Source organism: Methylophaga lonarensis MPL, from assembly GCF_000349205.1.
Lineage (GTDB): Bacteria > Pseudomonadota > Gammaproteobacteria > Nitrosococcales > Methylophagaceae > Methylophaga > Methylophaga lonarensis.
Genome location: NZ_APHR01000077.1, coordinates 1 through 23281, shown reverse-complemented (window position 1 = coordinate 23281; position 23281 = coordinate 1). Strand labels below are relative to the sequence as shown.

29 protein-coding genes are annotated in these 23281 nt (G+C 50.1%); 15 read left to right on the top strand and 14 right to left on the bottom strand.

Annotation, left to right across the window (positions count from 1 at the left end):
- The first annotated feature begins 237 nt into the window (after positions 1-237).
- From MPL1_RS12285 to sthA, 4 genes are all read left to right on the top strand, one after another.
- Positions 238-675, top strand: coding sequence for a cysteine peptidase family C39 domain-containing protein (locus tag MPL1_RS12285; RefSeq protein WP_009727457.1), 438 nt, complete (start codon positions 238-240; stop codon positions 673-675).
- 233 nt (positions 676-908) lie between these two features.
- Entirely contained in the window at positions 909-1226 is a 318-nt protein-coding gene (locus tag MPL1_RS12280; RefSeq protein WP_040577158.1) for a DUF3144 domain-containing protein, read from the top strand.
- A gap of 228 nt (positions 1227-1454) precedes the next feature.
- Positions 1455-2315, top strand: a complete 861-nt coding sequence (locus tag MPL1_RS12275; protein WP_009727455.1) for an HDOD domain-containing protein — start codon at positions 1455-1457, stop codon at positions 2313-2315.
- Positions 2312-3721, top strand: coding sequence for a Si-specific NAD(P)(+) transhydrogenase (sthA, locus tag MPL1_RS12270; RefSeq protein WP_009727454.1), 1410 nt, complete (start codon positions 2312-2314; stop codon positions 3719-3721). The genes MPL1_RS12275 and sthA overlap by 4 nt, the downstream gene beginning before the upstream one ends.
- Here sthA and MPL1_RS12265 read toward each other — a convergent pair.
- Positions 3696-4220, bottom strand: coding sequence for a gamma carbonic anhydrase family protein (locus MPL1_RS12265; RefSeq protein ID WP_040577160.1), 525 nt, complete (start codon positions 4218-4220; stop codon positions 3696-3698). The genes sthA and MPL1_RS12265 overlap by 26 nt on opposite strands.
- Positions 4221-4325: 105 nt before the next feature.
- Here MPL1_RS12265 and MPL1_RS12260 point away from each other — a divergent pair, with 105 nt between their 5' ends.
- Complete coding sequence (locus MPL1_RS12260) at positions 4326-4703, top strand: hypothetical protein (RefSeq protein ID WP_009727452.1); 378 nt, start codon at positions 4326-4328, stop codon at positions 4701-4703.
- Positions 4704-4723: 20 nt separating this feature from the next.
- On the opposite strand, the gene MPL1_RS12255 is transcribed toward MPL1_RS12260, so the two are convergent.
- The 3 genes from MPL1_RS12255 to MPL1_RS12245 are packed head-to-tail and all read right to left on the bottom strand — an operon-like array spanning position 4724 to position 6156.
- Positions 4724-5146, bottom strand: a complete 423-nt coding sequence (locus MPL1_RS12255; protein WP_009727451.1) for an MAPEG family protein — start codon at positions 5144-5146, stop codon at positions 4724-4726.
- A complete protein-coding gene (locus MPL1_RS12250) occupies positions 5146-5709 on the bottom strand; it encodes an NlpC/P60 family protein (RefSeq protein WP_200858811.1) in 564 nt (187 codons plus the stop codon). Before MPL1_RS12250 ends, MPL1_RS12255 begins: the two co-directional genes overlap by 1 nt.
- A 15-nt stretch (positions 5710-5724) precedes the next feature.
- Positions 5725-6156 (bottom strand): DUF3617 domain-containing protein, encoded by a 432-nt coding sequence (locus MPL1_RS12245; RefSeq protein ID WP_009727449.1) that lies wholly within the window; start codon positions 6154-6156, stop codon positions 5725-5727.
- A gap of 129 nt (positions 6157-6285) precedes the next feature.
- Between MPL1_RS12245 and MPL1_RS12240 the strand changes: the two genes are divergently transcribed.
- Positions 6286-6648, top strand: a complete 363-nt coding sequence (locus MPL1_RS12240) for a 5-carboxymethyl-2-hydroxymuconate Delta-isomerase (protein ID WP_009727448.1) — start codon at positions 6286-6288, stop codon at positions 6646-6648.
- A complete protein-coding gene (locus MPL1_RS12235) occupies positions 6638-6898 on the top strand; it encodes a TfoX/Sxy family protein (protein ID WP_009727447.1) in 261 nt (86 codons plus the stop codon). Before MPL1_RS12240 ends, MPL1_RS12235 begins: the two co-directional genes overlap by 11 nt.
- Positions 6899-6903: 5 nt before the next feature.
- Here MPL1_RS12235 and MPL1_RS12230 read toward each other — a convergent pair whose 3' ends face one another.
- On the bottom strand, positions 6904-7551 hold the full coding sequence (locus tag MPL1_RS12230) for a hypothetical protein (RefSeq protein ID WP_009727446.1): 648 nt from the start codon (positions 7549-7551) through the stop codon (positions 6904-6906).
- Between the two features lie 73 nt (positions 7552-7624).
- Entirely contained in the window at positions 7625-8470 is an 846-nt protein-coding gene (locus MPL1_RS12225; RefSeq protein ID WP_009727445.1) for an HDOD domain-containing protein, read from the bottom strand.
- A gap of 94 nt (positions 8471-8564) precedes the next feature.
- Between MPL1_RS12225 and alaC the strand changes: the two genes are divergently transcribed.
- From alaC to MPL1_RS12205, 4 genes are read left to right on the top strand one after another with little or no spacing between them, the layout of a single operon-like run.
- On the top strand, positions 8565-9752 hold the full coding sequence (alaC, locus tag MPL1_RS12220) for an alanine transaminase (RefSeq protein ID WP_009727444.1): 1188 nt from the start codon (positions 8565-8567) through the stop codon (positions 9750-9752).
- A gap of 2 nt (positions 9753-9754) precedes the next feature.
- Positions 9755-11065, top strand: a complete 1311-nt coding sequence (locus MPL1_RS12215) for a homoserine dehydrogenase (RefSeq protein ID WP_009727443.1) — start codon at positions 9755-9757, stop codon at positions 11063-11065.
- 53 nt (positions 11066-11118) lie between these two features.
- The gene (gene thrC / locus MPL1_RS12210) at positions 11119-12264 is read left to right on the top strand and encodes a threonine synthase (protein WP_009727442.1); all 1146 of its coding nucleotides are present in this window, start codon (positions 11119-11121) and stop codon (positions 12262-12264) included.
- 1 nt (position 12265) lies between these two features.
- Positions 12266-12769, top strand: a complete 504-nt coding sequence (locus MPL1_RS12205) for a hypothetical protein (RefSeq protein ID WP_009727441.1) — start codon at positions 12266-12268, stop codon at positions 12767-12769.
- Between the two features lie 19 nt (positions 12770-12788).
- On the opposite strand, the gene MPL1_RS12200 is transcribed toward MPL1_RS12205, so the two are convergent.
- Genes MPL1_RS12200 through rph form a run of 4 tightly spaced genes read right to left on the bottom strand, consistent with a single transcriptional unit; the run spans position 12789 to position 15628 of the window.
- A complete protein-coding gene (locus tag MPL1_RS12200; protein WP_009727440.1) occupies positions 12789-13094 on the bottom strand; it encodes a hypothetical protein in 306 nt (101 codons plus the stop codon).
- Between the two features lie 33 nt (positions 13095-13127).
- Complete coding sequence (gene hemW / locus MPL1_RS12195) at positions 13128-14288, bottom strand: radical SAM family heme chaperone HemW (RefSeq protein WP_009727439.1); 1161 nt, start codon at positions 14286-14288, stop codon at positions 13128-13130.
- 21 nt (positions 14289-14309) lie between these two features.
- Positions 14310-14912, bottom strand: a complete 603-nt coding sequence (rdgB, locus tag MPL1_RS12190) for an RdgB/HAM1 family non-canonical purine NTP pyrophosphatase (RefSeq protein ID WP_009727438.1) — start codon at positions 14910-14912, stop codon at positions 14310-14312.
- Positions 14909-15628 (bottom strand): ribonuclease PH, encoded by a 720-nt coding sequence (gene rph / locus MPL1_RS12185; RefSeq protein ID WP_009727437.1) that lies wholly within the window; start codon positions 15626-15628, stop codon positions 14909-14911. Before rph ends, rdgB begins: the two co-directional genes overlap by 4 nt.
- 158 nt (positions 15629-15786) lie before the next feature.
- On the opposite strand from rph, the gene MPL1_RS12180 reads away from it, so the two are divergent.
- Entirely contained in the window at positions 15787-16641 is an 855-nt protein-coding gene (locus MPL1_RS12180; protein WP_009727436.1) for a YicC/YloC family endoribonuclease, read from the top strand.
- A 52-nt stretch (positions 16642-16693) separates the two neighbouring features.
- Here the strand turns inward: MPL1_RS12180 and MPL1_RS12175 are convergent, their stop codons facing one another.
- From MPL1_RS12175 to MPL1_RS12160, 4 genes are all read right to left on the bottom strand, one after another.
- Positions 16694-17302, bottom strand: a complete 609-nt coding sequence (locus tag MPL1_RS12175) for a VPLPA-CTERM sorting domain-containing protein (protein ID WP_235045588.1) — start codon at positions 17300-17302, stop codon at positions 16694-16696.
- A gap of 120 nt (positions 17303-17422) precedes the next feature.
- Complete coding sequence (locus MPL1_RS12170; protein ID WP_009727434.1) at positions 17423-18481, bottom strand: ABC transporter ATP-binding protein; 1059 nt, start codon at positions 18479-18481, stop codon at positions 17423-17425.
- Positions 18478-20175: an ABC transporter permease gene (locus MPL1_RS12165; protein ID WP_009727433.1), complete on the bottom strand. Its 1698-nt coding sequence runs from the start codon at positions 20173-20175 to the stop codon at positions 18478-18480. Before MPL1_RS12165 ends, MPL1_RS12170 begins: the two co-directional genes overlap by 4 nt.
- Before the next feature lie 182 nt (positions 20176-20357).
- Entirely contained in the window at positions 20358-21380 is a 1023-nt protein-coding gene (locus MPL1_RS12160) for a Fe(3+) ABC transporter substrate-binding protein (protein ID WP_009727432.1), read from the bottom strand.
- Between the two features lie 301 nt (positions 21381-21681).
- Between MPL1_RS12160 and gmk the strand changes: the two genes are divergently transcribed.
- The 3 genes from gmk to MPL1_RS12145 form a co-directional block, all read left to right on the top strand.
- On the top strand, positions 21682-22293 hold the full coding sequence (gene gmk, locus MPL1_RS12155; RefSeq protein WP_009727431.1) for a guanylate kinase: 612 nt from the start codon (positions 21682-21684) through the stop codon (positions 22291-22293).
- A 49-nt stretch (positions 22294-22342) separates the two neighbouring features.
- A complete protein-coding gene (gene rpoZ / locus MPL1_RS12150) occupies positions 22343-22603 on the top strand; it encodes a DNA-directed RNA polymerase subunit omega (protein ID WP_009727430.1) in 261 nt (86 codons plus the stop codon).
- A gap of 5 nt (positions 22604-22608) precedes the next feature.
- A partial coding sequence (locus MPL1_RS12145; protein ID WP_009727429.1) for an HD domain-containing protein occupies positions 22609-23281 on the top strand: 673 nt, incomplete at its 3' end.

Genomic DNA, 23281 nt, shown 5'->3' with positions numbered 1-23281 from the left:
CGTGCCCGTGTTGTCTGAGTACACTGGTCAGATAACCGACAGAGGTCGGATAACGAGAAAAATTATTCAAATCAACAATCAGTACCCGCATTTGAAACTCCCTGTATTCATGATGCTTGCTGGTTTATCAGTTGTTCACTAACTACTATCTTTCAACATAATGTTCTGATTTGTCTACAGAATGGTCTTTCTGTTGTTATTGTGATCTGGGGTCGCAGAATTTTTTGGAAAAAACACATGTTAAAACCAGTGATACAAGAAGAGGTCAGCGGTTGTGGCATTGCCGCAGTTGCTTGCCTTTTGGGCAAGTCCTATTCAGAAATGAAAGCAATCGCCAATCAAATGGGGATATATGCAGAAGATGAAGCGCTTTGGTCAGAGACTCAGTATGTGCGAACGCTGCTAGCCAGCGAAGGTGTTCAGTGCTCGGCAACTGAGTTTGAATTCACCTCCTGGGCCACTTTGCCGGATCTGGCACTGTTAGCCATCAAGCATCATCAACAGAATGACAAAAATTTCTGGCATTGGGTGGTATTCACAAGAGTGTCAGAAGAGTCCTATGTACTCGACTCGGCGAGTTATTTGCCATCGAACATCCGTACTGATTTTGAGGCGATGCAGCCGAAATGGTTTATTGAGGTGTCTCTACCCGAGGAGTTATTGCGAAACTCCTGAATGAGGCTAAATCGTTTTATCAACTTCTAGAGATATGATTCAGTGATGAAGGGTCTGTTTTGTTGAGTGTTTGACTGCATTCCGCTGGCGCTCAGTTGTTATCAACGAGGGACAGGAACAGTTCCCGGTAACTGTTGTGAAATGTGCTGTATCTGACGGTGTACGGTGGTGTTTACTCTGATTTGTTTTTCGCGGCGGCACATCGGCCAGCCATTTTTAGAGTGAGTAATCCCATGAGTGAAGTACCCAAAGAGTTTTTTGATCGTGCAGATGAATTTATCAAAATAGCCAATCAGCATATGCAGCAAGGTGTGGAAGCCGGACAGGTCAGCGCTGCGTTTATGTATGGTTTGGCCAGATATAGTGCCTGGTTTACCGCTTCTGGCTGGACGAATGGTCAGGACATGGCAAAGGCTCGTGATGAAACCGTTGAGTTTTTTGTTAACGAATATCGGCGGATGCTGGAATTGAATATGGATGACTATATCCAGAACTTTGACACTTATGTTGAAGCATCCCAGCAGCTGGGAGCGGCATCAAAAGGCGCTTAACAGATTCTGATGTCGAACAAGATGACGATCATCTGGCACCTTGATGATAACGAGCAAGGCCTCGGAGATTGAGCACCGCACAATTTTTTGTGTATCTCCCATTTCTCAACATGACAGGCAGATAGACGCAACCGCATGATTAGTGGTAGTTTCGCTGTGGAACAACAGAACCAAAGAGTTCTGAACGTCATATAAAACCAAGACCTTTGTCATAAATGGATTTGAGAGATGCAAGACGATAATCAAGAAACTGGTCAGCCGTTGACGCTGGAGGATTTACTGAAGCAGGCAATTGTTGAGGGCTTTGTTGAAGTGCCCATGTTGCCAGAGATTGCCAATCGGGCATTTGCGCTGGCTAACGATAAAGACTCTGATGCCAGTCAAATGGCGCAGTTAATTCAAAGTGACCCTGCCTTGGCTGGACATGTGATGCGGATTGCCAATTCGGCTGCTTACACGCCGATGGCTAATCTGGTCTCACTGCAGCAGGCAATTGCCCGGCTGGGCATGAATGTGATCAGTGAGATAGCTATTTCCGCGGTTCTCAGCGCCAAGCTTTTTAATACCCCCGGTTATGAAACGTATGTGGAAGCCAACTGGCATCATGCATTGGCGACTTCCCTGTGGGCTAAGGAGATTGCCCGTCACTGCCGTGTCAACGTGGAAGTGGCCTTCCTGGCAGGTTTGATTCATTCGATTGGCCGCCCGGCCATTTTGCAAACACTGATAGATATTGCTTCGCAAGATAATCTGGCGCTTGATCCTGCCGAGGTTCACAGGCTGGAAGACCAATACTGGCTGGATGTGTCGACTATGGTGGTACGGCGCTGGCACATGCCAGCGTTGGTCGTGGATACTATCGAACACCTGGCAAGTCCATTCAGTGATGGCGCCGCTTCTAAAATGGCCGCAGTTGTTGATGCGGCCAAACATTTTGCCGAAGCCATGTTCACAGGCCAAACCGCAGAACTGTCCCAGTTTGGTGAATTGCCGTCGATCAATCAGCTCAATATCTATCCAGAGGAAACTCAGCAGTTGTTGTCGATGCAGGAAGTGATCGAACAGCGGCTGAAAGGTCTGACGGCATGAGTGAATATGATTATGACTTTATCGTCATAGGCAGTGGACCGGCCGGTCAGAAATCAGCCATACAAGCCGCCAAGGCAGGCAAATCAGTTGCCATTATCGAACAGGACAGCATGTTTGGTGGTGCTTGCGTACACAAAGGCACTATTCCATCCAAAACGCTCAGGGAAAATGCACTGCGGGTTAAAAACATGCGGCAGACAGCCGCATTGGCAAAATTCTCACTGGATGAGAATACTGAAATGGTGACGCTGATCGACCGGCTGGATGAAGTGTTGAAATCTCATCACACATACATGCTGGAACAGATCACCCGTAATCATGTGGTGCGACTGCATGCCCGTGCTCGATTTGTCGATCGATACTCATTGGCGCTAACCCATGTTGATGGCAGCCTGCAAACGATTCGTGCACCGCATATTATTATCGCCACAGGTTCATATCCGAGAAACCCGGATAATGTGCCGATTGATCACGAACATATTCTGGATAGTGATTCGATACTGTCGATGCTTTATCTACCTTCCAGTCTGACTGTACTTGGTGGCGGGGTGATTGCCAGTGAGTATGCGTCTATTTTTCAGGCGCTTGGGGTGCAGGTCACGATGATTGATCGCTACCCGAATCCTCTAGGATTTCTCGACAAGGATATGACCGATACATTTGTGAGAGCCTTTGAAGCGATGGGCGGTACCTGGCTGGGTAGTGAGCAAGTCAGCAAAGTGTATTGGGATGGTATTAGTCAGGTGGTGACCGAGTGTGAAAGCGGCCGGGTGGTGACAAGCCAAAAGCTGCTGTGTGCGGCCGGACGTTTGGCTAACGTGGATCATCTGGACCTGGAAAATGCCGGATTGTCAGTCAATGAGCGTGGGCTTATCAGTGTCAATGAGCGTCTGCAAACGGCGGTGGATAATATCTATGCAGCAGGGGATGTGATTGGTTCGCCGTCTCTGGCCTCGGCTTCGATGGAGCAGGGCAGGCGAGCCACCTGCAATATTCTTGGACTTGAAACGGCTCAATTCAGCCATTTGATTCCAGCCGGCATTTATTCTATCCCCGAGTTATCATCGGTGGGCCTGACAGAGCAACAGGCAAGACAACAGGACGCGGATATTCTGGTCGGCATTGCCCATTTTTCGGAAGTTGCCCGAGGGCAGATTTCCGGTAACACCGAAGGCATGTTGAAGATTGTGGCAGATCGTTCAGGGCGAGAAATTCTCGGCATCATGTGTGTTGGTGAAGGAGCGACCGAACTGATTCACACCGGGCAGATGGCGATGCTGAAAGGTGCAGAAGTGGATATTTTTGTTGAAAACACATTCAACTTTCCAACCCTGGCTGAAGCCTACCGCATTGCGGCGCTGGATATCCTGAGTCAACGACCTAGAGATACTCGTCTTTCAGTTTGACGTAGTTCTGACAGGCATACAGAAAGTAGTCGAGTTCAGCAGCGGTCAGCGGGCGGATCTGCTTGACCGGTGATCCGTAGTAGAGATAACCGGATTCGAGTCGTTTGCCGGGTGGCACCAGTGAACCTGCGCCAATGACCACCTGATCTTCAATCACTGCGCCATCAAGAATGGTTGAAGACATGCCCACCAGGACCTGATTGCCGATGGTACAGCCATGCAACATCACCATGTGACCGATGGTGACATCATCGCCAATGAACAGGGGATGGCCCTCTGGCTTGAACTCACTGGCATGCGTGATGTGTAAACAGGAATTGTCCTGAATACTGGTGCGTTTGCCGATGCGGATTTGATGCATATCGCCGCGAATTGATACCAGTGGCCAGACGGAGCTGTCATCGCCGATCTCAACATCACCAATCACCACCGCACTGTCATCAATCCAGACCTTTTTCCCCAGTTTGGGCTGGTGCCCGCGAAAAGCGCTTATCGTCATCATGTTTCTCTGAAAAACTGTCATGAACTTGCTTTAATAGTTTATAGCGTTTTATTCAACAGTGCCTGGTCAGGCCGGGCCTTTTTCTAATGTGAGGACGCTGCAATGACTGAATCTGTATTGGATGGAACATCGCAATTTGCATTATTGACGCTGTTGCTTGCGGTGGTGGCCTATATTCGCACTGTGCCGTATAAGCAACTGGCGGAAAAACGAGTGGAGCTCAACAAAGCGGCAACCGGCAATGAAGCTGTCAAATCTCAACTGCGTGATGTGCTGGCTCAGATGATTGTGCTGGATGGTGTGCAGATTGTCTGTGCTGCGCTGGGTGTACTGCTGGTGGGTCGAACGCTTTGGGGAAGCTGTTTCGACGGGCTAATACTGCTGACCTTGTTTTTGCTGGCTGTGCTGATGTTGCTGTTTCACCTGAAAACCAATCTCGCTGCTATTGCTAAGGCTGTCAAGAAGTACCCTTGTGATTGAGCATGCTGCGTGATTGTGGTTCAAGGCAGGAATGAGACGCCACACAGGGCCAGAAGCCCGACATTGGCGATTAGGCCAAGCATAAAAAACCAGGTGCGCGGACTGGGATTCGTCTCGGTAGCAATGGCATAGTAGAGTGCCATGTGGCCGATTCGAGCCATTGCAAATAACCAGATAAAGATACCGGTCCATAGCGCATTTGCACTGATAAATAATGCCAAAAAGGTAGTGCCTAACATCAGCGGCAGGTTTTCCAGTGAGTTCTGAAAGGTGCGGTGTGCCCGGAATACAAAAGACTCATGGCTAAGGGAAGGATCCAGTTTGCCGGGAATGGCACCGGATTGTGAGGCTTTGGTTTTACTGGCGATAAACCATTGCACCAGCAGCGTCATCAGGATGACAAAAATGCCGGTGTGGGCAAGCAAGTAAGGATCGGCCGACATTATGGCTGATAGGCTGAAGTGGTGTAGCCATGGTCACGGATTTGCACCGCACGCCAGAAGCGCTGCGACCAATAGCTGTTATCCAGACTGGAGATAATCACTCCCCGGCGAGTTGAAGCATGCAGGAATTTACGGTTTTCCAGATAAATGCCGACATGACGACCTTCTCTGAAAAAAATCAAATCACCCGGTTGCAACTCAGATTTTGTGATTTGTCTGCCAACATGCACTTGCTGATCTGTTCTTCGTGGTAAATCTATGCCAAATACATCCCGGTAGGTCACCTGAACAAAACCAGAACAATCAATGCCGCTTTGATTGTTACCCCCTATGCGGTAAGGCGTTCCATGCCAGAGGTAATGCTGTTGATAAAGCAGCTGCAATGCGGCGGTGGTGGGATCTTGGACATCAGGTGTTGGAAAATAGGGTCGATAGTCTCTCGAACTTGCTGTGTCCACGGGTGGACTGGTCTGACAGCCGCTGAGGCTTATCAGCAAAATAACAGCAAGCAGCCATCGCCAGCCTAGGCTGGGCATATACATTGGAGATAAGCCCTGAAGCATGATCAGATGCCCTCGCTAACAATCACCCACGCGTTCGGCAGTGTAGTTCATGTTCATTTGCATTTTGCCCATCGGGGTATCCATATCGCTGTTCATTTGCCCTTGCATGCGATCACCGTGGAAAGTCGCATGTCCGGTGAACTTGGCCTGCATGCCCTCGACATTACATTGCATGGCAAAATCCATCCGATCACGGCTGATGTCTGCTTTTGATACGGCACAGTCATCAGGCAAGTCCAGTAGATCCAGACCTTTATCGAGATCATCCTGTTTCAGGCATTCCTGATGTGTTTCAGTTTGTGCCGGAAAGCTGACCGGACCTTCGATAGTCGAGGTGGTGGTGTGTGTCCACAGTCCCGGGGTCAGATTGGGCGTGTCGGCCATAACCGCTGCGGCAAAAAAACAACTGGTACCGAGGCACAGTGAATAGAGTGATAGTCGTTGCACGGCGATGCTCCTGATCAGGTAGGCGTGATGACATGTTGCCTGTGCATTGTTCGGATGGCAATATCAGAAGCTAAAACAAGTACATTAATCATTGTATTAAACTGAAATGACAAATCGGGAGCAGGTCATTTGCCACATTGTATCGTTGAATATTCCAACACTCTGTTAGATCGCCTCTCACCCGCTGAGTTGCTGGGCACAGTGCATGATGTGGCTGAAGACTCAGGTTTGTTTGTACCTGCCCATATCAAAAGCCGGGCGCAGGGTTATGATCTGTTTATCCTCGATGAAAAAATCAGCGACTTCATTCATGTGACCGTTCGCTTGCACCAGGGCCGCTCTGTGTCACAGAAGCAACATTTGTCCTCAGAAATCTTGCAGGCAGTCAGCGAATTGGTGTTGGGTTCGGTGTCGATTACGGTCGAGATTGTTGAAATGGACAGTGCCGCCTATACCAAACAGGTGTTTGAGGACGAGGCATATGGCGACTAATCAACTGATGCAACTTAAAAACATTGGTCAGAAACTCGCAAACAGACTCAATGAAGTGGGCATATTCACTGAAGCAGATTTACGTCGCCTGGGAGCCGTTGAAGCACATCGCTTGATCAAGTCCCGCTATCCAGACGAGACTTTACCTGTCTGTTATTACCTCTATTCTTTTGAGGGGGCTCTGAGCAATCTCCACTGGAATGCCATAGGCGAAGCGCGCAAGAAGCAGCTCAAGTCACAGTTACAATGATTTTGCTATAAGTGCGGTTGATTGTCGGCAATGAATTGTTGCAGATAGTCGACCAGCCCTGCGGCTGAGCTGAAAGCTTCATTTCGGCACTCAACCGTACCGTCCAGATACTTGTCCATGTCTGGCTGTATACGTGGCACATCCCTCAAACCGGTGGTTGCCAGCGGGCGTTGTTGTAATTGACCATCCTGTCTGACCAGCAATATATCCAATACCGGAATTTGTTCTGTGGTACCCAAGCTACTGACGACCAGCAGTTTTTCGCCATTGGAACATAGCAGCACCTGTTCGGCATCTGCTGTGGCGAGTTCGGCGGCACGTTGATTGTTTTCGATGTGTTTTTGTTGCTCGACCTGAGTGCGATGCCGGTCATAGACCAGTGCAATCACGATTAACAACAGGCTGAGTCCATAGAGCAGCCAGGCCGCTCCGCGCCAACTGGCAATGTACAGAATACCCGCGGTGACGATTAAAAAAGGCGTGAGACTTTTCAGCGCTTCCCAAAGCGGCGCGGGCATTGCCAGATAGGTACTGGACAAGCCGACAATCAGATAAACATAGAACCAGGTGCTGCCTAACACCATCGATATCAGGATCACTGCCAGCAGGCGCTTGATGATGCCCTTTAATCCTGTGTTTTCAGAACCTGCCATCGCATCTCCATCAGCATATGACCGAATAACGGCATTGCTGGTTTAGCTGCTGGCCTGGTATTGCCAGCCGAGTTTACATGTTCTCAAACAATGCCAGTGCTTCAGCGTATTCAGCACTGTTTTCGTCCAGTTCAGCCACGCTGATGCCGGTATCAATGCCCAGCTTTTCAAAAGCGAGCACCTTGTGACGCGTGCTCGGGTCAAGCGCTTTATCGGTGTTGAAGTAGCTTTGCAGGTTTGCAGCCTGTACCACGTCAACCAGATCTGGACCATTTGGACCACTGTTACGATTCAGATTTTCATGTTCGGCGGCAACTGCAATCAGATTCGCTGGGAATTCCCATTTCTTGAGAATGGCTTCACCGATTTTGCCGTGAAGGTTGCTAATCAGTGTGTCGAGTTTTTTTCTGTCTTCAAGCATTTCCGGGTGATCCTGGGCTTTCATCAAGATAGGCATGACGCCAATATCGTGAATCAAACCAGCCAGCAGCGCTTCATCTGGCAGGATATCTTTTTGCTTGCTGGCAATGACCCGACTCAAGGCGGCGACTTCAGTGCTGTGTTTCCACAGTTCTCTGAGCCGTTTTTCCAGTTTGGGAGATTTTGCTTTGAACAATTGTTCCATGACCAGGGTGGTGACCATGTTTCTGACCATGTCCTGGCCCAGTCTGCCGACTGCCATATGCACCGATTCAATAGGCACTCGGCCGCGATATAGCGGGCTGTTGGCGACTTTGATAAGACGGGCGGAGAGCGCCGCATCAGTCGTGATGACGTCAGCCAGCTCAGCTGTGCTGGCATCGGGGTTTTTGGCGACTTCGCGAACTTTAAAGGCAACCTCGGGTAAAGTCGGTAAAACCAGTTTGCCTTGTTCCAGTTCTCGCACAATCGTGTTGTACAATATTTCCTGTTCGCTCATAGTCTTCCGAAGTCTTAAATGAATTTGATGTAATATCGATTTTCAGTTATTTTGCTTGGTTTGCCAACCGCTCTAGCTTATCGCAGGTGTCCAGTTGAACGACGAATTTCCCAGAATCAAACGTCTGCCGCCTTATGTATTCAACATTGTAAACGATTTGAAAGCAAAAGCGCGTGCGCGAGGCGAGGATATTATTGACTTCGGGATGGGTAATCCTGACCGTCCGGCACCGCAACATATCGTCGACAAACTGGTCGAGGCCGCGCAGCGCCCTGACACACATCGTTACTCGGTATCACGCGGTATTCCGCGGCTTCGCAAAGCGATTTGCGACTGGTATCTGCGCAAATTTGATGTGACGCTGGATCCGGATTCCGAAACCATTGTGACTATCGGCTCCAAAGAAGGGCTTGCCCACCTAGCTCTGGCGACAGTTGGACCGGGCGATGCAGTGCTGGTACCCAACCCGGCCTATCCGATTCATCCCTACGGGTTTGTGATTGCTGGCGCTGATATCCGTCACGTGCCACTGACGCCGGATGTCGACTTCTTTGCCGAACTGGAAAAGTCAGTCAAGGATTCCTGGCCAAAACCCAAAATGCTGGTGCTCAATTTCCCGGGCAACCCGACCACACAGTGCGTCGACTTGGCATTCTTTGAGCGTGTTATCGAGTTCGCCAAGGAACATCAGATTTGGATCATTCACGATCTGGCCTACGGTGAAATCACCTTTGACGGTTACGAAGCGCCTTCTATTTTGCAGGTGCCCGGTGCTATCGATGTCGCGGTGGAGTTTTATACCCTGTCAAAAACCTACAATATGCCAGGCTGGCGTGTCGGTTTCATGTCAGGAAATCCAACGCTGGTTGCGGCTTTGGCTCGCATGAAGTCCTATCTTGACTACGGCATGTTTACGCCAATTCAAGTCGCGGCCATCACCGCACTTGAAGGCCCACAGGAGTGTGTCAAGGAGATCACGGAAACCTACCGCGTACGCCGCGATGTACTGTGTGATGGATTAAACGCTATCGGCTGGGCAGTAGAAAAACCTAAAGCCACGATGTTTGTCTGGGCCAAAATTCCGGAACAGTATCGCGAGATGGGCTCTCTGGAGTTCAGTAAAAAATTGCTGATCGATGCCAAGGTCGCTGTGTCTCCCGGTATTGGTTTTGGTGAGTATGGCGATGACTATGTTCGTTTCGGTCTGATTGAAAACCAGCACCGTACTCGACAAGCCATTCGCGGCATTCGTGACATGATGAAACGAGATCAGGGGGCTTAATTTTGCAATCGGTGAAAATCGGGATTCTTGGCCTGGGAACTGTGGGCAGCGGCACTGTCAGTGTGCTCAAACGTAATGCCAGGGAAATAATTCGTCGTGCCGGACGTGATATCGAAATTTCAGTCGCGGCTGACAAGGATCTGCAATCGCCGAAAAACTGCGATCTTTCAGGTATCAAACTGACCGATGACGCCTTCTCGGTAGTGAATGATCCAGACATTCAGATTGTGGTTGAACTGATTGGCGGTACTGGTGTTGCCAAAGAGCTGGTAAGCAAAGCCATTGAAAACGGCAAGCATGTGGTCACAGCCAACAAGGCATTGATTGCCATGCATGGTAACGAGTTGTTTGCGCTGGCTCAGGAAAAAGGCGTGACCATTGCGTTTGAAGCGGCAGTGGCTGGCGGTATTCCCATTATCAAGGCAATGCGTGAAGGTCTTGCCGGTAATCGCATCGAGTGGTTGGCGGGCATCATTAACGGCACTGGCAATTTTATCCTGACCGAAATGCGTGACAAAGGTCGTGATTTTGCCGATGTACTGGCTGAAGCACAGGCACTCGGTTATGCCGAAGCTGATCCGACATTCGACGTTGAGGGCATTGATGCGGCGCACAAGCTGACCATCATGGCATCGATAGCTTTTGGTATTCCGCTGCAGTTTTACAGTGCCTACACAGAAGGTATCAGCAAAATCGCACAGGAAGATGTGCAGTACGCAGCTGAGCTTGGCTATCGAATCAAACATCTGGGTATCGCCAAAAAAACTGATCGTGGTGTTGAGTTGCGCGTGCATCCAACTCTGATTCCACATCGACGTCTGATCGCTAATGTTAACGGCGTGATGAATGCCGTGGTGGTCAAGGGCGATGCTGTGGGACCAACGCTTTATTACGGTGCTGGCGCAGGCTCCGAGGCGACAGCTTCTGCTGTTGTGGCCGACATTGTCGACGTAGTCAGAGCCTTGACGACTGACCCGGAAAATCGTGTACCGCATCTTGCCTTTCAACCCGATGCGCTCAAGGACACTCCGATTTTGCCGATCGCAGAGGTGGTGACTTCTTACTATTTGAGAATTCACAGCGAAGATAAACCCGGTGTGTTAGCCAATATCACTCGCATACTGAGCGAACAAGGCATCAACATCGAATCAATACTGCAAAAACAGCCCGAAGAGCATGAAGGTCTTATTCCCATCATCATGCTGACCCAGCCTGTACTTGAAAAGAATATGGACGAAGCAATCGCTCAAATCGAAGCCTTGGGCACTGTGACCGCACCTGTGATGCGGATTCGCATGGAAACCCTGGGATAAAAACAACAGGCCACAGGCTCGTTATATAAAAACAGAATCAAGAGGACACACAGATGGCATTTCGACCCCGTTATACCGGACTGATTGAGCGTTATCGCGATCGCCTGCCGGTAAATGATGACACCCGGCTGATAAGTCTTGGTGAGGGCAATACTCCACTGCTCAAACTCAACAATATTCCAAGACTCATCGGCAAAAATGTCGATATCTATGTCAAATACGAAGGTTTGAATCCAACCGGCTCATTCAAAGATCGCGGCATGACCATGGCGGTCACCAAGGCCGTTGAAGAGGGCAGTAAAGCGATTATCTGTGCTTCAACCGGTAATACTTCAGCCGCCGCCGCGGCCTATGCTGCGCGTGCTGGCATTACCGCATTTGTATTGATCCCGGATGGCAAAATCGCCCAGGGTAAACTGGCTCAGGCCATGATGCACAACGCTGTGGTCATCCAGATCAAAGGCAACTTTGATGAAGGCATGCAACTGGTCAAGGAAGTGGCCAAAGAAGCGCCGGTGACCATCGTTAACTCTATTAATCCCTATCGCTTGCAGGGACAGAAGACCGCGGCTTTTGAAATTGTTGAAGAGCTGGGGCGTGCACCGGATTATCACTGTTTGCCAGTGGGTAATGCCGGTAATATCACCGCACATTGGATTGGTTACTGCGAATATTCTTCCGGTTGTGGCGATCACGTCACCGAGGCCTGTGCGTACTGCAACGGTCACTGCAAATATGCGGGTGGTGCCATCGTAGGTAATCGTCCGAAAATGGTTGGCTATCAGGCGGCAGGCAGTGCACCGTTTTTACGTGGCCACATGGTAGACGATCCTGAAACTGTGGCAACCGCTATTCGAATTGGTCATCCGCAAAGCTGGGATATGGCCTGGAAGGTCAAAGAAGAGTCCGGTGGCTGGTTTGATGAGTGCAGTGATGAAGAAATCCTGGCTGCCCAGAAGCTGCTGGCAGAAAAAGAAGGTATTTTCTGTGAACCTGCTTCGGCAACTTCACTGGCAGGTGCGCTGCGTGATATCAACAGCGGCAAGATTCCTGAGGGCAGTTCAGTGGTGTGTACGTTGACCGGACATGGTCTGAAAGATCCTGACACTGCCATCAAACAAAGTTCTTCGCCTGTTGTGACTGTTGATGCTAATCTAGCTGCAGTACGCGATGCGATTTTGAACAATCTGGCAAAATAAAATGGCACATTTACCTGAGCCGACTGAACAGCAACGCTCCCAGGCAAGAACACCGCACGATATTTTTGTGATTAACCTGATTGGTAATCACATGTTGTTGTTTGCTGGCATCGCCACACTCGGCCAGTCTTATATGAAGTACCTGCTGATTGTGCCGGCGCTGTCGGCACTCAGTTTGTTGGTGATCTTCTACAAATCCTCAACCATGCGCCGTGAAGACAATGAGTTTGCCTATATTCACTGGCAAATTGCCCGTCGCTGGAGCAAATTTCTGTCCTGGATGCTGGTGCTGATGGTTGCTGGATTTGCTTTCGGTTGGGTGGGGCACACTTACCTTGGCATGATGCGTGAAGCGGTCTACGCAATTGTCGGCGGCGTGTCTATTTTACCGACGCTGGTAACGGTATTTGTGCTGATCGTGATTGAGTCCGATGCCTTGCATCATGCAAGAGTCGGCACATTGCCTCGCTGGGCGAAAGTGAAATACTTTGGCGTAGAAGACTGAGCTGACCAGGCTTGGAGAATCAGTCTTCCAGACTGTCGCGCCTGACCACCGAATGAATCACCAGTTGGTGTTCAAAAAACACTTCAAACTGCGGATACACCCAACGAGTAATCGGTGGCTCGCCCACCGCAGCTAACTTTTGCTCTGGTTCACCAAAACGCGCAGTCACTGTTTGCATATTCATGCCCTGTGTCGGGCGTAGGATGCCAGAAGGACTGTTAGGAACCTCGTAACGTGGATCAGCGATTGACAGCACATCTGCATGGCTTGCTGAGATTAGCATCAGGCATAGCAGTCCACTGATTGGCAGGCTGGTTTTCAACATGATCCACTCCTTGAAATTGATTGCAAAAGCATACTATTCCGGCAGAAATAGCTCAATCAGCGTGTTCAGGTAACGTTGGCCCAGAGGCGTAGGGCGAATTCTCTGAATATCATACTCAAGCAGTTCAAGCTGCTCTGCTTTTTGCAATGCTGTGTTAATTCGCGCCAGCGGAATACCGGCACGTTGCATGAACAATGGTGTGGCAAAACCATCGGTCAAGCGCAAAGCGTTCAACATAAACTCAAAACCAACTTCATTCACCTCGACCAGCGTGTCAGCCAATAGTGATTCAGCGCTTCCGGCATGGTTGAGATAACTTTTGGGCAGTTTTTGTTTAACGCGCCTGCGAATCGATTGTTCTGCGGCACTGGTAATTTTGCCATGAGCGCCAGCGCCGATGCCGAGGTAGTCGCCAAATTGCCAGTAGTTGATATTGTGCTGGCAGCGCTTGCCATCTCTAGCGTAGGCAGATGTTTCGTATTGTTGATAGCCGGCCTCTGCAAGCCGTTGCTGATTACTGAGTTGCCAGTCAAAGAGTGGATCTTCGTCGGGTAAATCAGGCGGCTGTTGGTAAAACAGCGTATTGGGTTCTATGGTCAGTTGATAATAGGAAATATGGCTGGGTGCCAGCGCAATTGCCGTTTCAACATCATGCTTTGCCAAGGCGGCAGTCTGGCCCGGTAAGCCAAACATCAGGTCAATATTGAAATTATCAAAACCGGCCTGGTGGGCGATTTCAGCCGCGCGAATGGCCTGACGGTCGTCATGAATACGGCCCAGGACTTTGAGCGATGCCGCATCAAAGCTTTGTACGCCTATCGACAGCCGATTAATGCCTATCGCACGGTAATCAGCGAAACGTTGTGTTTCAAAGGTACCCGGATTAGCTTCGAGGGTGATTTCAATGTCCGGACTCAGATTGAGTAATGCGCGCAGACCCGAAAATAATGTTTCATAGGCTTCGGCACTGAACAGACTGGGCGTGCCTCCGCCAATAAAAATAGTCTGAATCGAGCGCCCCCAAATCAGCGGTAATTCTTGCTCGAGATCAGCCAGTAGTGCCTGAATATAGGCCTGTTCGGGTAACTCATCTTGTGCGGTATGTGAGTTAAAGTCGCAGTAGGGGCATTTGCGAACACACCAGGGAACATGAATGTACAAGCTTAGAGGTGGGAGCTGCTGAAAGTGATACATACCTGCGCTCAGAAATCCCGTCTATTGATGACGGGCATACTGGAATTCCTCAATGAATTGTCGCATTGCCTTGCCTCGATGGCTGATGGCATGTTTTTGCTCAGCAGAGAGTTGGGCTGCGCTGCAATCAGTTTCCGGGACCCAGAACACCGGATCATAGCCAAACCCGGCGTCGCCAGTCGGTGTTTCGAGAATCTCACCTTGCCAGGTGCCCTGACAAATCAATGGCGTTGGATCATTGGCATGACGCATAAACACCAGCACACACTGAAAGCGAGCGGTGCGCTCATGTGCTTCGATGCCTTCAAGTGCTCTGAGCAGTGCTTGAATGTTATCAGCATCAGTTGCGCCTTTACCTGCATAACGCGAAGAATAAATGCCCGGCCTTCCTTGCAGGGCATCCACTTCAATGCCGGAATCATCGGCAATGGCTGGCAGACCGGTAAACTGGCAGGCATTTCGTGCTTTTATGATGGCGTTTTCAACAAAGCTGAGGCCGGTTTCATCGGCCACGGGCACTGCAAACTCAGATTGCGCCACGATCTGCACTGAAAGCGCAGAAAATAATTGTCTGAACTCACGCAACTTGCCTTGATTACCGGTTGCCAGCACGATTTGATTCATGACGCGGCCAGTGCCTCACGTTGTTTTTGCATCAGTTGTTCGACTCCGCTTGAAGCCAGTGCCAGCATTGCCTGTAGTTCATCAGCCCGGAAGGCATGGCCTTCTGCGGTGCCCTGAATTTCGATGTAGGCTCCGGCATCATTCATCACCACATTCATATCTGTTTCAGCAGAAGAGTCTTCGGCATAATCCAGATCCAGTACCGGCGTTCCGTTGTGGATTCCGACTGAAACCGAAGCTACTTGACCATGCAGTGGGTTTTTTTTGAGTTTGCGGGTTTTGATGAGATAGTCCACTGCATCATGCAAAGCGACATAAGCGCCAGTGATTGAGGCGGTGCGGGTGCCGCCGTCGGCTTGAATCACATCACAGTCGATAGTGATACTGCGTTCACCCAGGGCCTTGAGATCGATAGCTGCGCGCAATGAACGTCCAATCAGGCGCTGAATTTCCATAGTACGACCACCTTGCTTGCCTTTGGATGATTCACGTTGCATGCGGGTTCCCGTCGAGCGAGGCAACATGCCGTATTCTGCGGTCACCCAACCCTCACCGGTACCACGTAAAAAAGGTGGAATGCGTTCTTCAACAGAAGCGGTGCACAAGACTTTGGTATCACCAAATTCGATCAGCACAGAGCCTTCGGCATGTTTGGTGTAATGACGAGTAATCGTGATGGGGCGGAGTTCATCTGCTTGACGGCCACTTGGACGCATATCAATTTATTTCCTTGACTAAAATCAGTCCTATTATACGGACTGGCAAGCAATCGCGATGGGCCAATTTGCCGAAGCTCAGTTGCGACATCCGGCGGTCATGAAAATCAGTTAACATGGCGTTTTGAATTTCAGGGAGAACACCCGTGACAAAGAGCATGACAGCGTATGCCCGACATGAGCACCGCAATGAATTGGGCCTTTTCAGTTGGGAGATTCGCTCAGTCAATCATCGCTATCTGGAAGCCTCACTTCGCATCGATGAAAGCTTTAGACCACTGGAAATCGAATTACGCAAAGTAATTGCTGCCAAGCTGAATCGCGGTAAGGTCGAAGCTGTAATGCGCTATCAACCACCACAACAGCAACAAACCAGTGTCGAACTCGATAACTCCCTGGCTTCAGCGCTGATCAATACGCACAATCAACTGGCTGCTGAACATGGCATTGCTGCCAAGCTTGATCTGCTGCGCATCATGCAATGGCCGGGGGTCATGGTGCACAACACGCTGGATTTGGAACTGTTGCAGGATGCCGTTATCAACAGTCTGCAACTGGCTGTGGATGATTTGCTGGCGATGCGTCAGCGTGAAGGAGAAGCACTTAAACAGATGATCAGCCAGCGCTGCGAGCAAATTCTTGTGATTGCCGATGAAGTGGCGGATCGACTCCCGGAAATTCTCGACCAGCAGCGCAGCAAGCTTCAGGAAAAAGTCGCCGAATTTAATCTCAATCTGGATCCAGAACGACTGGAACAGGAAATGGTGCTGTTGGCCCAGAAAACCGATGTTGCCGAAGAAATTGACCGGTTAAAAAGCCATGTCGCCGAAGTGTTGAGTGTATTGCAGAGAAACGAACCGGTCGGTCGCAGACTGGACTTTTTAATGCAGGAGTTAAACCGAGAGGCTAATACCCTGGGCTCCAAGTCAATCGATACATCAACCACTCGTTATTCGGTCGATTTGAAAGTACTGATTGAGCAGATGCGGGAACAGATTCAGAACATTGAATAACAAAAAAAGCCGTGCCCGAGGGCACGGCTTTTAGCTATTTTATCGCCTTTGATTAGGCGGCAGTCAGACGACGTCTGAAGCCTAGGAATCCCATCAAAGCAGGCAGGAACAACCATACAGCTGCAGGCAATGGTACTTCAGAAATTGACGTGTTGAAAAACGCAATGTGCGAAACGTCCTGCCCGGTATGTGTGATGTAGCTCAGACTAGTGATAGCAGGGCTAAACAGTCCAATCATCGTGAAAGTAGAGTACTTCACCAAGAAGCCTTCGAAAGCCAGACCCAGTGAAGAAGTATCTAGGAAATCACCTACAGGACCCGGTTCGACCTTGAAGAAGTCATTGACTGTGATACCCGCACCAGCAGCGTTCAATGCAGTTTGCAAGTGGCTTTGGCTAAGCGCGTTAGGTGTCGCATCTTCAATGAGATAGCCCTGATAGGCACCAGGCAGGTAGTCATTGATGTTGATGACAGTTGAGATCACACCAGACGGATTCCCCGATGGATGGGGGGATGAGTAAGCCGTGGTGTTGGATAGCTCAATTGTGGCTGCACTCACAGACAGTGAGAAGGTTGCTGCAACAACGGCCATCATTGTTGAAATGGTCTTTCCGATTTTCATAACGATGCCCCCCAGAGAGTATTTGTTTTTTTGTGACATTCATCACAGTTTTAATTGTATGCTCTTTTTGTATTGCGCACACTGTACTTTAGTACAATTTTTCAAAAAAAATTGCAAAAAAATTTAACAGTGTCGAATGGTAGCTGCCGAAACTGTGTTTCAGGAGGGGTAGCGACGGAAAACGGGTAAATGATCTGCTTCCAGTCGGATGCCCAGCATTTCTCCAATTTCATGTTGATGATGACTTTGCACCAGACACAGAATCTGCTGCCCACTGGCCAGCCGCAGCGTATATAAATAGACCGCACCGCGAAAAGCCCTGCCAACAATTTCAGCCTGAAGTTTACTATCATCATCATGAATCACATCATCAGGACGAAGCAGTAGATCGACCATCATGGTGGCATCTTGCTCGTCACCTGGCTCTAGTTCACCGCTGACTACGCCAAGCTCAGTCCGGACCTGATTTTTCCCGAGAACCTGTCCGGGAAGCAATACGCCTTGTCCAACAAAGTCTGCTACAAACCGATCTGCGGGCGTGTGGTAAAGATCATAGCCAGTTCCCCATTGGTGCAACTGGCCTTGCCCGACCACACCAATATGATCGGCCATCGCAAACGCTTCGTTCTGATCGTGAGTGACCAGAATTGCGGTGATGCCGTCTTTTTGCAGTAATTTGCGTACATCTCTTGCCAGTTGTTCGCGTAGATCCGAATCCATACTGGAAAACGGTTCGTCCAGCAACAAAATGTCCGGACGTGGCGCCATCGCTCGAGCCAGAGCCACGCGTTGTTGCTGACCACCAGACAATTGATGCGGATACATATCTCTGGCATGTGCGAGTTCAACAAGCTCTAACAATTCGTCCACGCGGGCATTGCGATCAGCACGGCGGAGTTTGCGTAAACCAAAGGCAATATTGGCTGCGACTGTCAGGTGAGGAAACAAGGCAAAATCCTGAAATACCATGCCGATATTGCGTTGTTCTGGGGGAGTGGTGTGTTCGGGTGTTGACATGGTTTGACCATGAATTTGAATCTGCCCAGAGCTGATTTGCTCAAAACCGGCGATGGCCCTTAACAGAGAGGTTTTGCCACAGCCAGATGGGCCAAGCAGGCAGCCGATTTCTGCTTCGCGCAAAAAGAACGAGATATTCTCAACGATAGTGCGATCTGCATAGCGTATGGCAACTTGAGCAACGTTTAGCTGAATAGTCATGCGATATCTCTGTGTTCAGCAGCGATCTGACGGCTGCGGGTGATGGTCTTGCTGATGATAATGACAGGGATAATACCGGCAAGCACAATCGCCAATGCAGCCGGCGCTGCTTCGGCAAGCCGTTCATCCGAAGCGAGTTCAAAGGCGCGCACCGCCAGAGTATTGAAGTTAAAAGGACGCAGGATCAGGGTCGCTGGCAACTCTTTTAATACATCAACGAATACCAGCAGCAAAGCGGTCAACAGCGAACCGCGCAACATTGGCACATGCACACGGCTCAAGAGCTGAACAGGTTTGAAACCCAATGAGCGTCCGGCTTCATCCATGGAAGGGGTGATTTTACCAAGTCCGCTCTCGACTGTTTGCAGTGACACAGCAAGGAATCTGGTCAGATAGGCAAAGGTAACAGCCACCAGTGTGCCACTGAGGATAAGCCCCGTGGACACATCAAAGCTTTGTCTCGCCCAGCTATCTACAGTGTTATCGATCCAGGCAAAAGGAATCATCACCCCCACCGCGATGACGGCACCGGGGATGGCATAACCCATTCCCGCCAGACGAACTGCAAAGCGGATGGGCCTGCTTGGAAACAACCGATAACCATAGGCGAGAAATAGCGCCAGCACCAATGCTAAACATGCTGCAATCGCTGCCAGTTTTAGGCTATTCATCACCAGGCTCAGAAATTGTGCATCAATAACATAATCTGCCACGCTGATTGTCCAGCTGAGTAGCTGACCCGCAGGCAATAAGAAGCCGAAAAACAAAATCAAGAAACACAGCAGAAATGCTAGGAAAGCGCTCAGGCCAGTCAATTGATATCGGCGCAGATCCTGATGACGACGACTGGTGTGGTGATAGCGAGCCTGACGCCTTGAATAACGCTCGATGAATATCAGGGCAAACACAAAAATCATTAAGCCTGCTGCTAATTGTGCCGCTGCTGCGCTGCTGCCCATGCCAAACCAGGTTCTGAAAATACCGGTAGTGAATGTGGGTACGCCAAAGAATTGAACGGTTCCGTAGTCAGCCAGGGCTTCCATCAAGGCCAGTGATAAACCCGCAATAATGGCAGGCCTTGCCAAGGGAACCGCCACCAGCCAGAAAGTTCGCCACGGTCCGTTGCCCAGTGTGCGGCTGACATCAAGTACGCAGATCGACTGGCTGAGAAATGCGGCACGACTGAGCAGGTATACATAAGGATAGAGCACCAGCGTCAGCATCAGCACGGCACCGTTTAAGCTGCGAATTTCCGGAAACCAGTAATCGCCAAATCCCCAACCGAACCAGTCTCGCAAGGTGCTTTGTACCGGTCCGGCAAAATCCAGCATGCCGGTGTAGGTGTAGGCGATGATATAGGCTGGCATGGCCAAGGGCAGCAGCAATGCCCACTCAAATACGCCACGTCCCGGAAATTGACACATGCTGGTCAACCAGGCGGCGCTGACCCCCAGTAGCAAAGTACCAATGGCAACTCCCAGCATCAACCACAGTGAGTTGACCACGTAATCCTTCAGCACAGTGCTTGCAAGGTGATGCCAGATGTCGCCAGTCGGTACAAAAACAAAGGCCAGCACAACAATCACCGGCAGCGCTAAAAGCATTGCCAGTGTCAAAATGCTGATTTCCATCAGCGACCATCGGGATTTGATGCTGGATTTGTTGGCCAGCCGATCAGTATCTGAGATGTTCATTGCGTGGAGTGTTTGTCGACGCCTCTGTTGTCAGTTTGAAACGCCACAGAAGGCGCGAGAGATATAAGCAGCGAGTTATTCTAAATGACGGGTACAACTTGCGCATCCTGCGTGTGTGATTGGCCTGCATCCTTGCAGGCCATTTTAAAGAGAATTACCGGATCAGTCAGAGATAAATGCTGTTAGCGCCAGCCAGCTCGATCCATCAAGCGCAGCGCTTGTGCATTATTATCTCCGAGGATGCTCATATCCAAAGGATCCGCTTTGAAATCTCCCCATTGACTGAGAATTTCTCCGATTTCAATGTCGTCGCGTACCGGGTATTCACCGTTGGCCTCTGCATACCATTGTTGTGCCCGATCACCACTGAGAAATTCAATCAAGGCAATCGCAGCATCACGATTACGAGCTGCTGCGGTCAGTCCTGCACCAGAAACATTGACGTGGGTGCCGCGGTCCTGCTGATTGGGCCAGAACACATCAATGACTTCTGCGGCCTGTCGTTCAGCAGGATCGTTATCCGTCAGCATGCCGGCGAGATAATAGGTATTGGCAATAACCAAATCACATTGTCCTGCCGCGGCAGCCTTGATTTGATCGCGATCACCACCTCTGGGCGGGCGAGCAAAGTTGTTTACCAGGGCGCGAGCCCATTGTTCCGTGGCAGCCTCACCGTTGGCGGCCATCATGGCAGCAACCAGTGACTGGTTGTAGACATTGCTGGATGAGCGAGTGCAGATCTTGCCTTTCCAACGTGGATCTGCGAGGTCTTCATAGCTGGAGAGTGTTGAAGGGTCGACACGATCTCGAACGTACATAATGGGGCGTGCGCGCATCGACAGGCCAACCCAGTAGCCTTCAGGATCCCGATAATTTTCCGGAATATTGCGTTCAAGGGTTTCAGAAGCAAAAGCCTGAAGCAGTCCTACTTCTTTAGCACGATGCAAACGACCAGCATCAGTGGTCAGCAGAATATCTGCCGGTGTATTACGCCCCTCACTCTGCAGGCGTTGCAACAGTTCGTCTGCGCCACCGGTCACCAGATTGACTCGAATTCCAGTTTCAGCGGTGAACTCATCCAATATTGGCTTAATCAGGGCTTCAATTCTGGCCGAGTACAGATTCACCTCATTAGCGTTTGCCATAAGAGGGTTCAACAGTGATGACAAGCCAACAACACCAGCGATTAAAGCTGTTTTCAACATAAAAATCAGGCTCCGGCAAGATAAATAAAATTTATCTATATGATAATGAGATTGATTATTAATTTAAATAGCGGAATGGATAAAAATGATCCTGTTTGAAAATTTCTTTTGCCGCTACAGGGGCCTCAGGCTCTATGTGGATTAAAGAATTGGTGGATTTTTACGCGTTATAGTGGCTGCTACGAAAAATCAACCGCCCCAAGGCATGTCAGCAAGCGGTAAAACTGGCACAATATCGCTCATTCACTCTATCAGCCTGATGCTTTGCATATCAGGCAGCACAACTCTGGGGTTTTGCATCATGTCAGGAAGTCTGTTTATCGTCGCCGCACCTTCAGGTGCAGGTAAAACCAGTCTTGTTCGAGCACTGGTAAAGGATGATGATCGCGTCCGTTTGTCTGTCTCGCATACTACTCGAACGCCAAGAGAGGGCGAACGTGATGGTGTTGACTACTTTTTTGTCAGTCAGCAAAGCTTTGCCGAGATGCGTGATGCAGGCGCATTTCTGGAATCTGCCACGGTGTTTGACAACAGCTACGGTACTTCGGCTGAGGCTGTGAACAGTTTGCTGGCGGAAGGTTTGGACGTGATTCTGGAAATCGACTGGCAAGGCGCCCAGCAAGTCCGCAGAAATTTTGCCGACAGTATTAGCATTTTTATCTTGCCGCCATCGCGCGCCACACTGGAACAAAGGTTACGTAATCGAGGTCAGGATGATGAGGCCACTATTGCCCGTCGGATGCGTGATGCCGAGAATGAAATGTCGCACTACATCGAGTTTGACTATCTACTGGTCAACGATGTGTTTGAGGAAACTTTATCGGCATTACGCGCCGTGGTAGTTGCAAGGCGGCACAGTCTTGCAGTTCAGAAACAGCAACACGCGCGTTTGCTCACTGAGCTGCTGGCTTAAGCCCGCCTGATTTCGTATCATTAATCGTTTAAACGACAGGAAAAATTTTATGGCCCGTACAACTGTTGAAGATTGTCTGGAAAACGTTGATAACCGTTTTCATCTGGTGCTGGTTGCATCAAAACGTGCTCGCGAAATTGCTTTGGGTGATGATCCCCTGGTACCGGTTGATAATGACAAACCCACAGTACTTGCGCTTCGTGAGATCGCTGCTGGCCTGACAGGACCAGAAATTCTCGATAAGGCGAGTGCCCGTGAGCACGCTGAAGAGAGTTTTGTCAGCGAAGAAGAGCTGCAAAGCCAAGACTGATTGCCGTGAGCGCAAAGCCATCGGTCGCCTCGGAACTGGACTTCATCCAGGAGTCCGAGCCCAAACTGACCATCGATGATTTATGTTTTGCTACCTCAAACTATCTGGAATCCAGTCAGGTCGAGTCGATTCGTCGTGCCTATCACTTTGCCGAACAGTCACACGAAGGCCAGACCCGTCGCAGCGGTGAGCGTTACATAACGCATCCGCTGGCGGTGGCACATGTACTGGCCATGATGCATATGGATTACGAATGCATCATGGCGGGCCTGTTGCACGACGTCATTGAAGATACCTCTTTCACTAAAGACGATCTGATTCGAGAATTTGGTGAGGAAGTCGCCGAGCTGGTGGAGGGCGTGACCAAGCTGGCCAAGGCGACCTTCGAAAATCGCGAGCACGCACAAGCGGAAAATTTGCGCAAAATGCTGCTGGCGATGTCCAAAGACATCCGTGTCATCATCGTTAAACTGGCTGATCGCTTGCACAACATGCGTACGCTGGGTCATCTGAGACCCGAAAAGCGCAGACGCATCGCCTATGAGACACTCGATATCTACGCGCCCATCGCCCAGCGACTGGGCATGAACCTGATGCGTTGCGAGCTGGAAGACTTGGGCTTTCACGTGCTGCACCCCATCCGTCGAGTATTGGCCGATGCGGTGCGAAAGGCCAGAG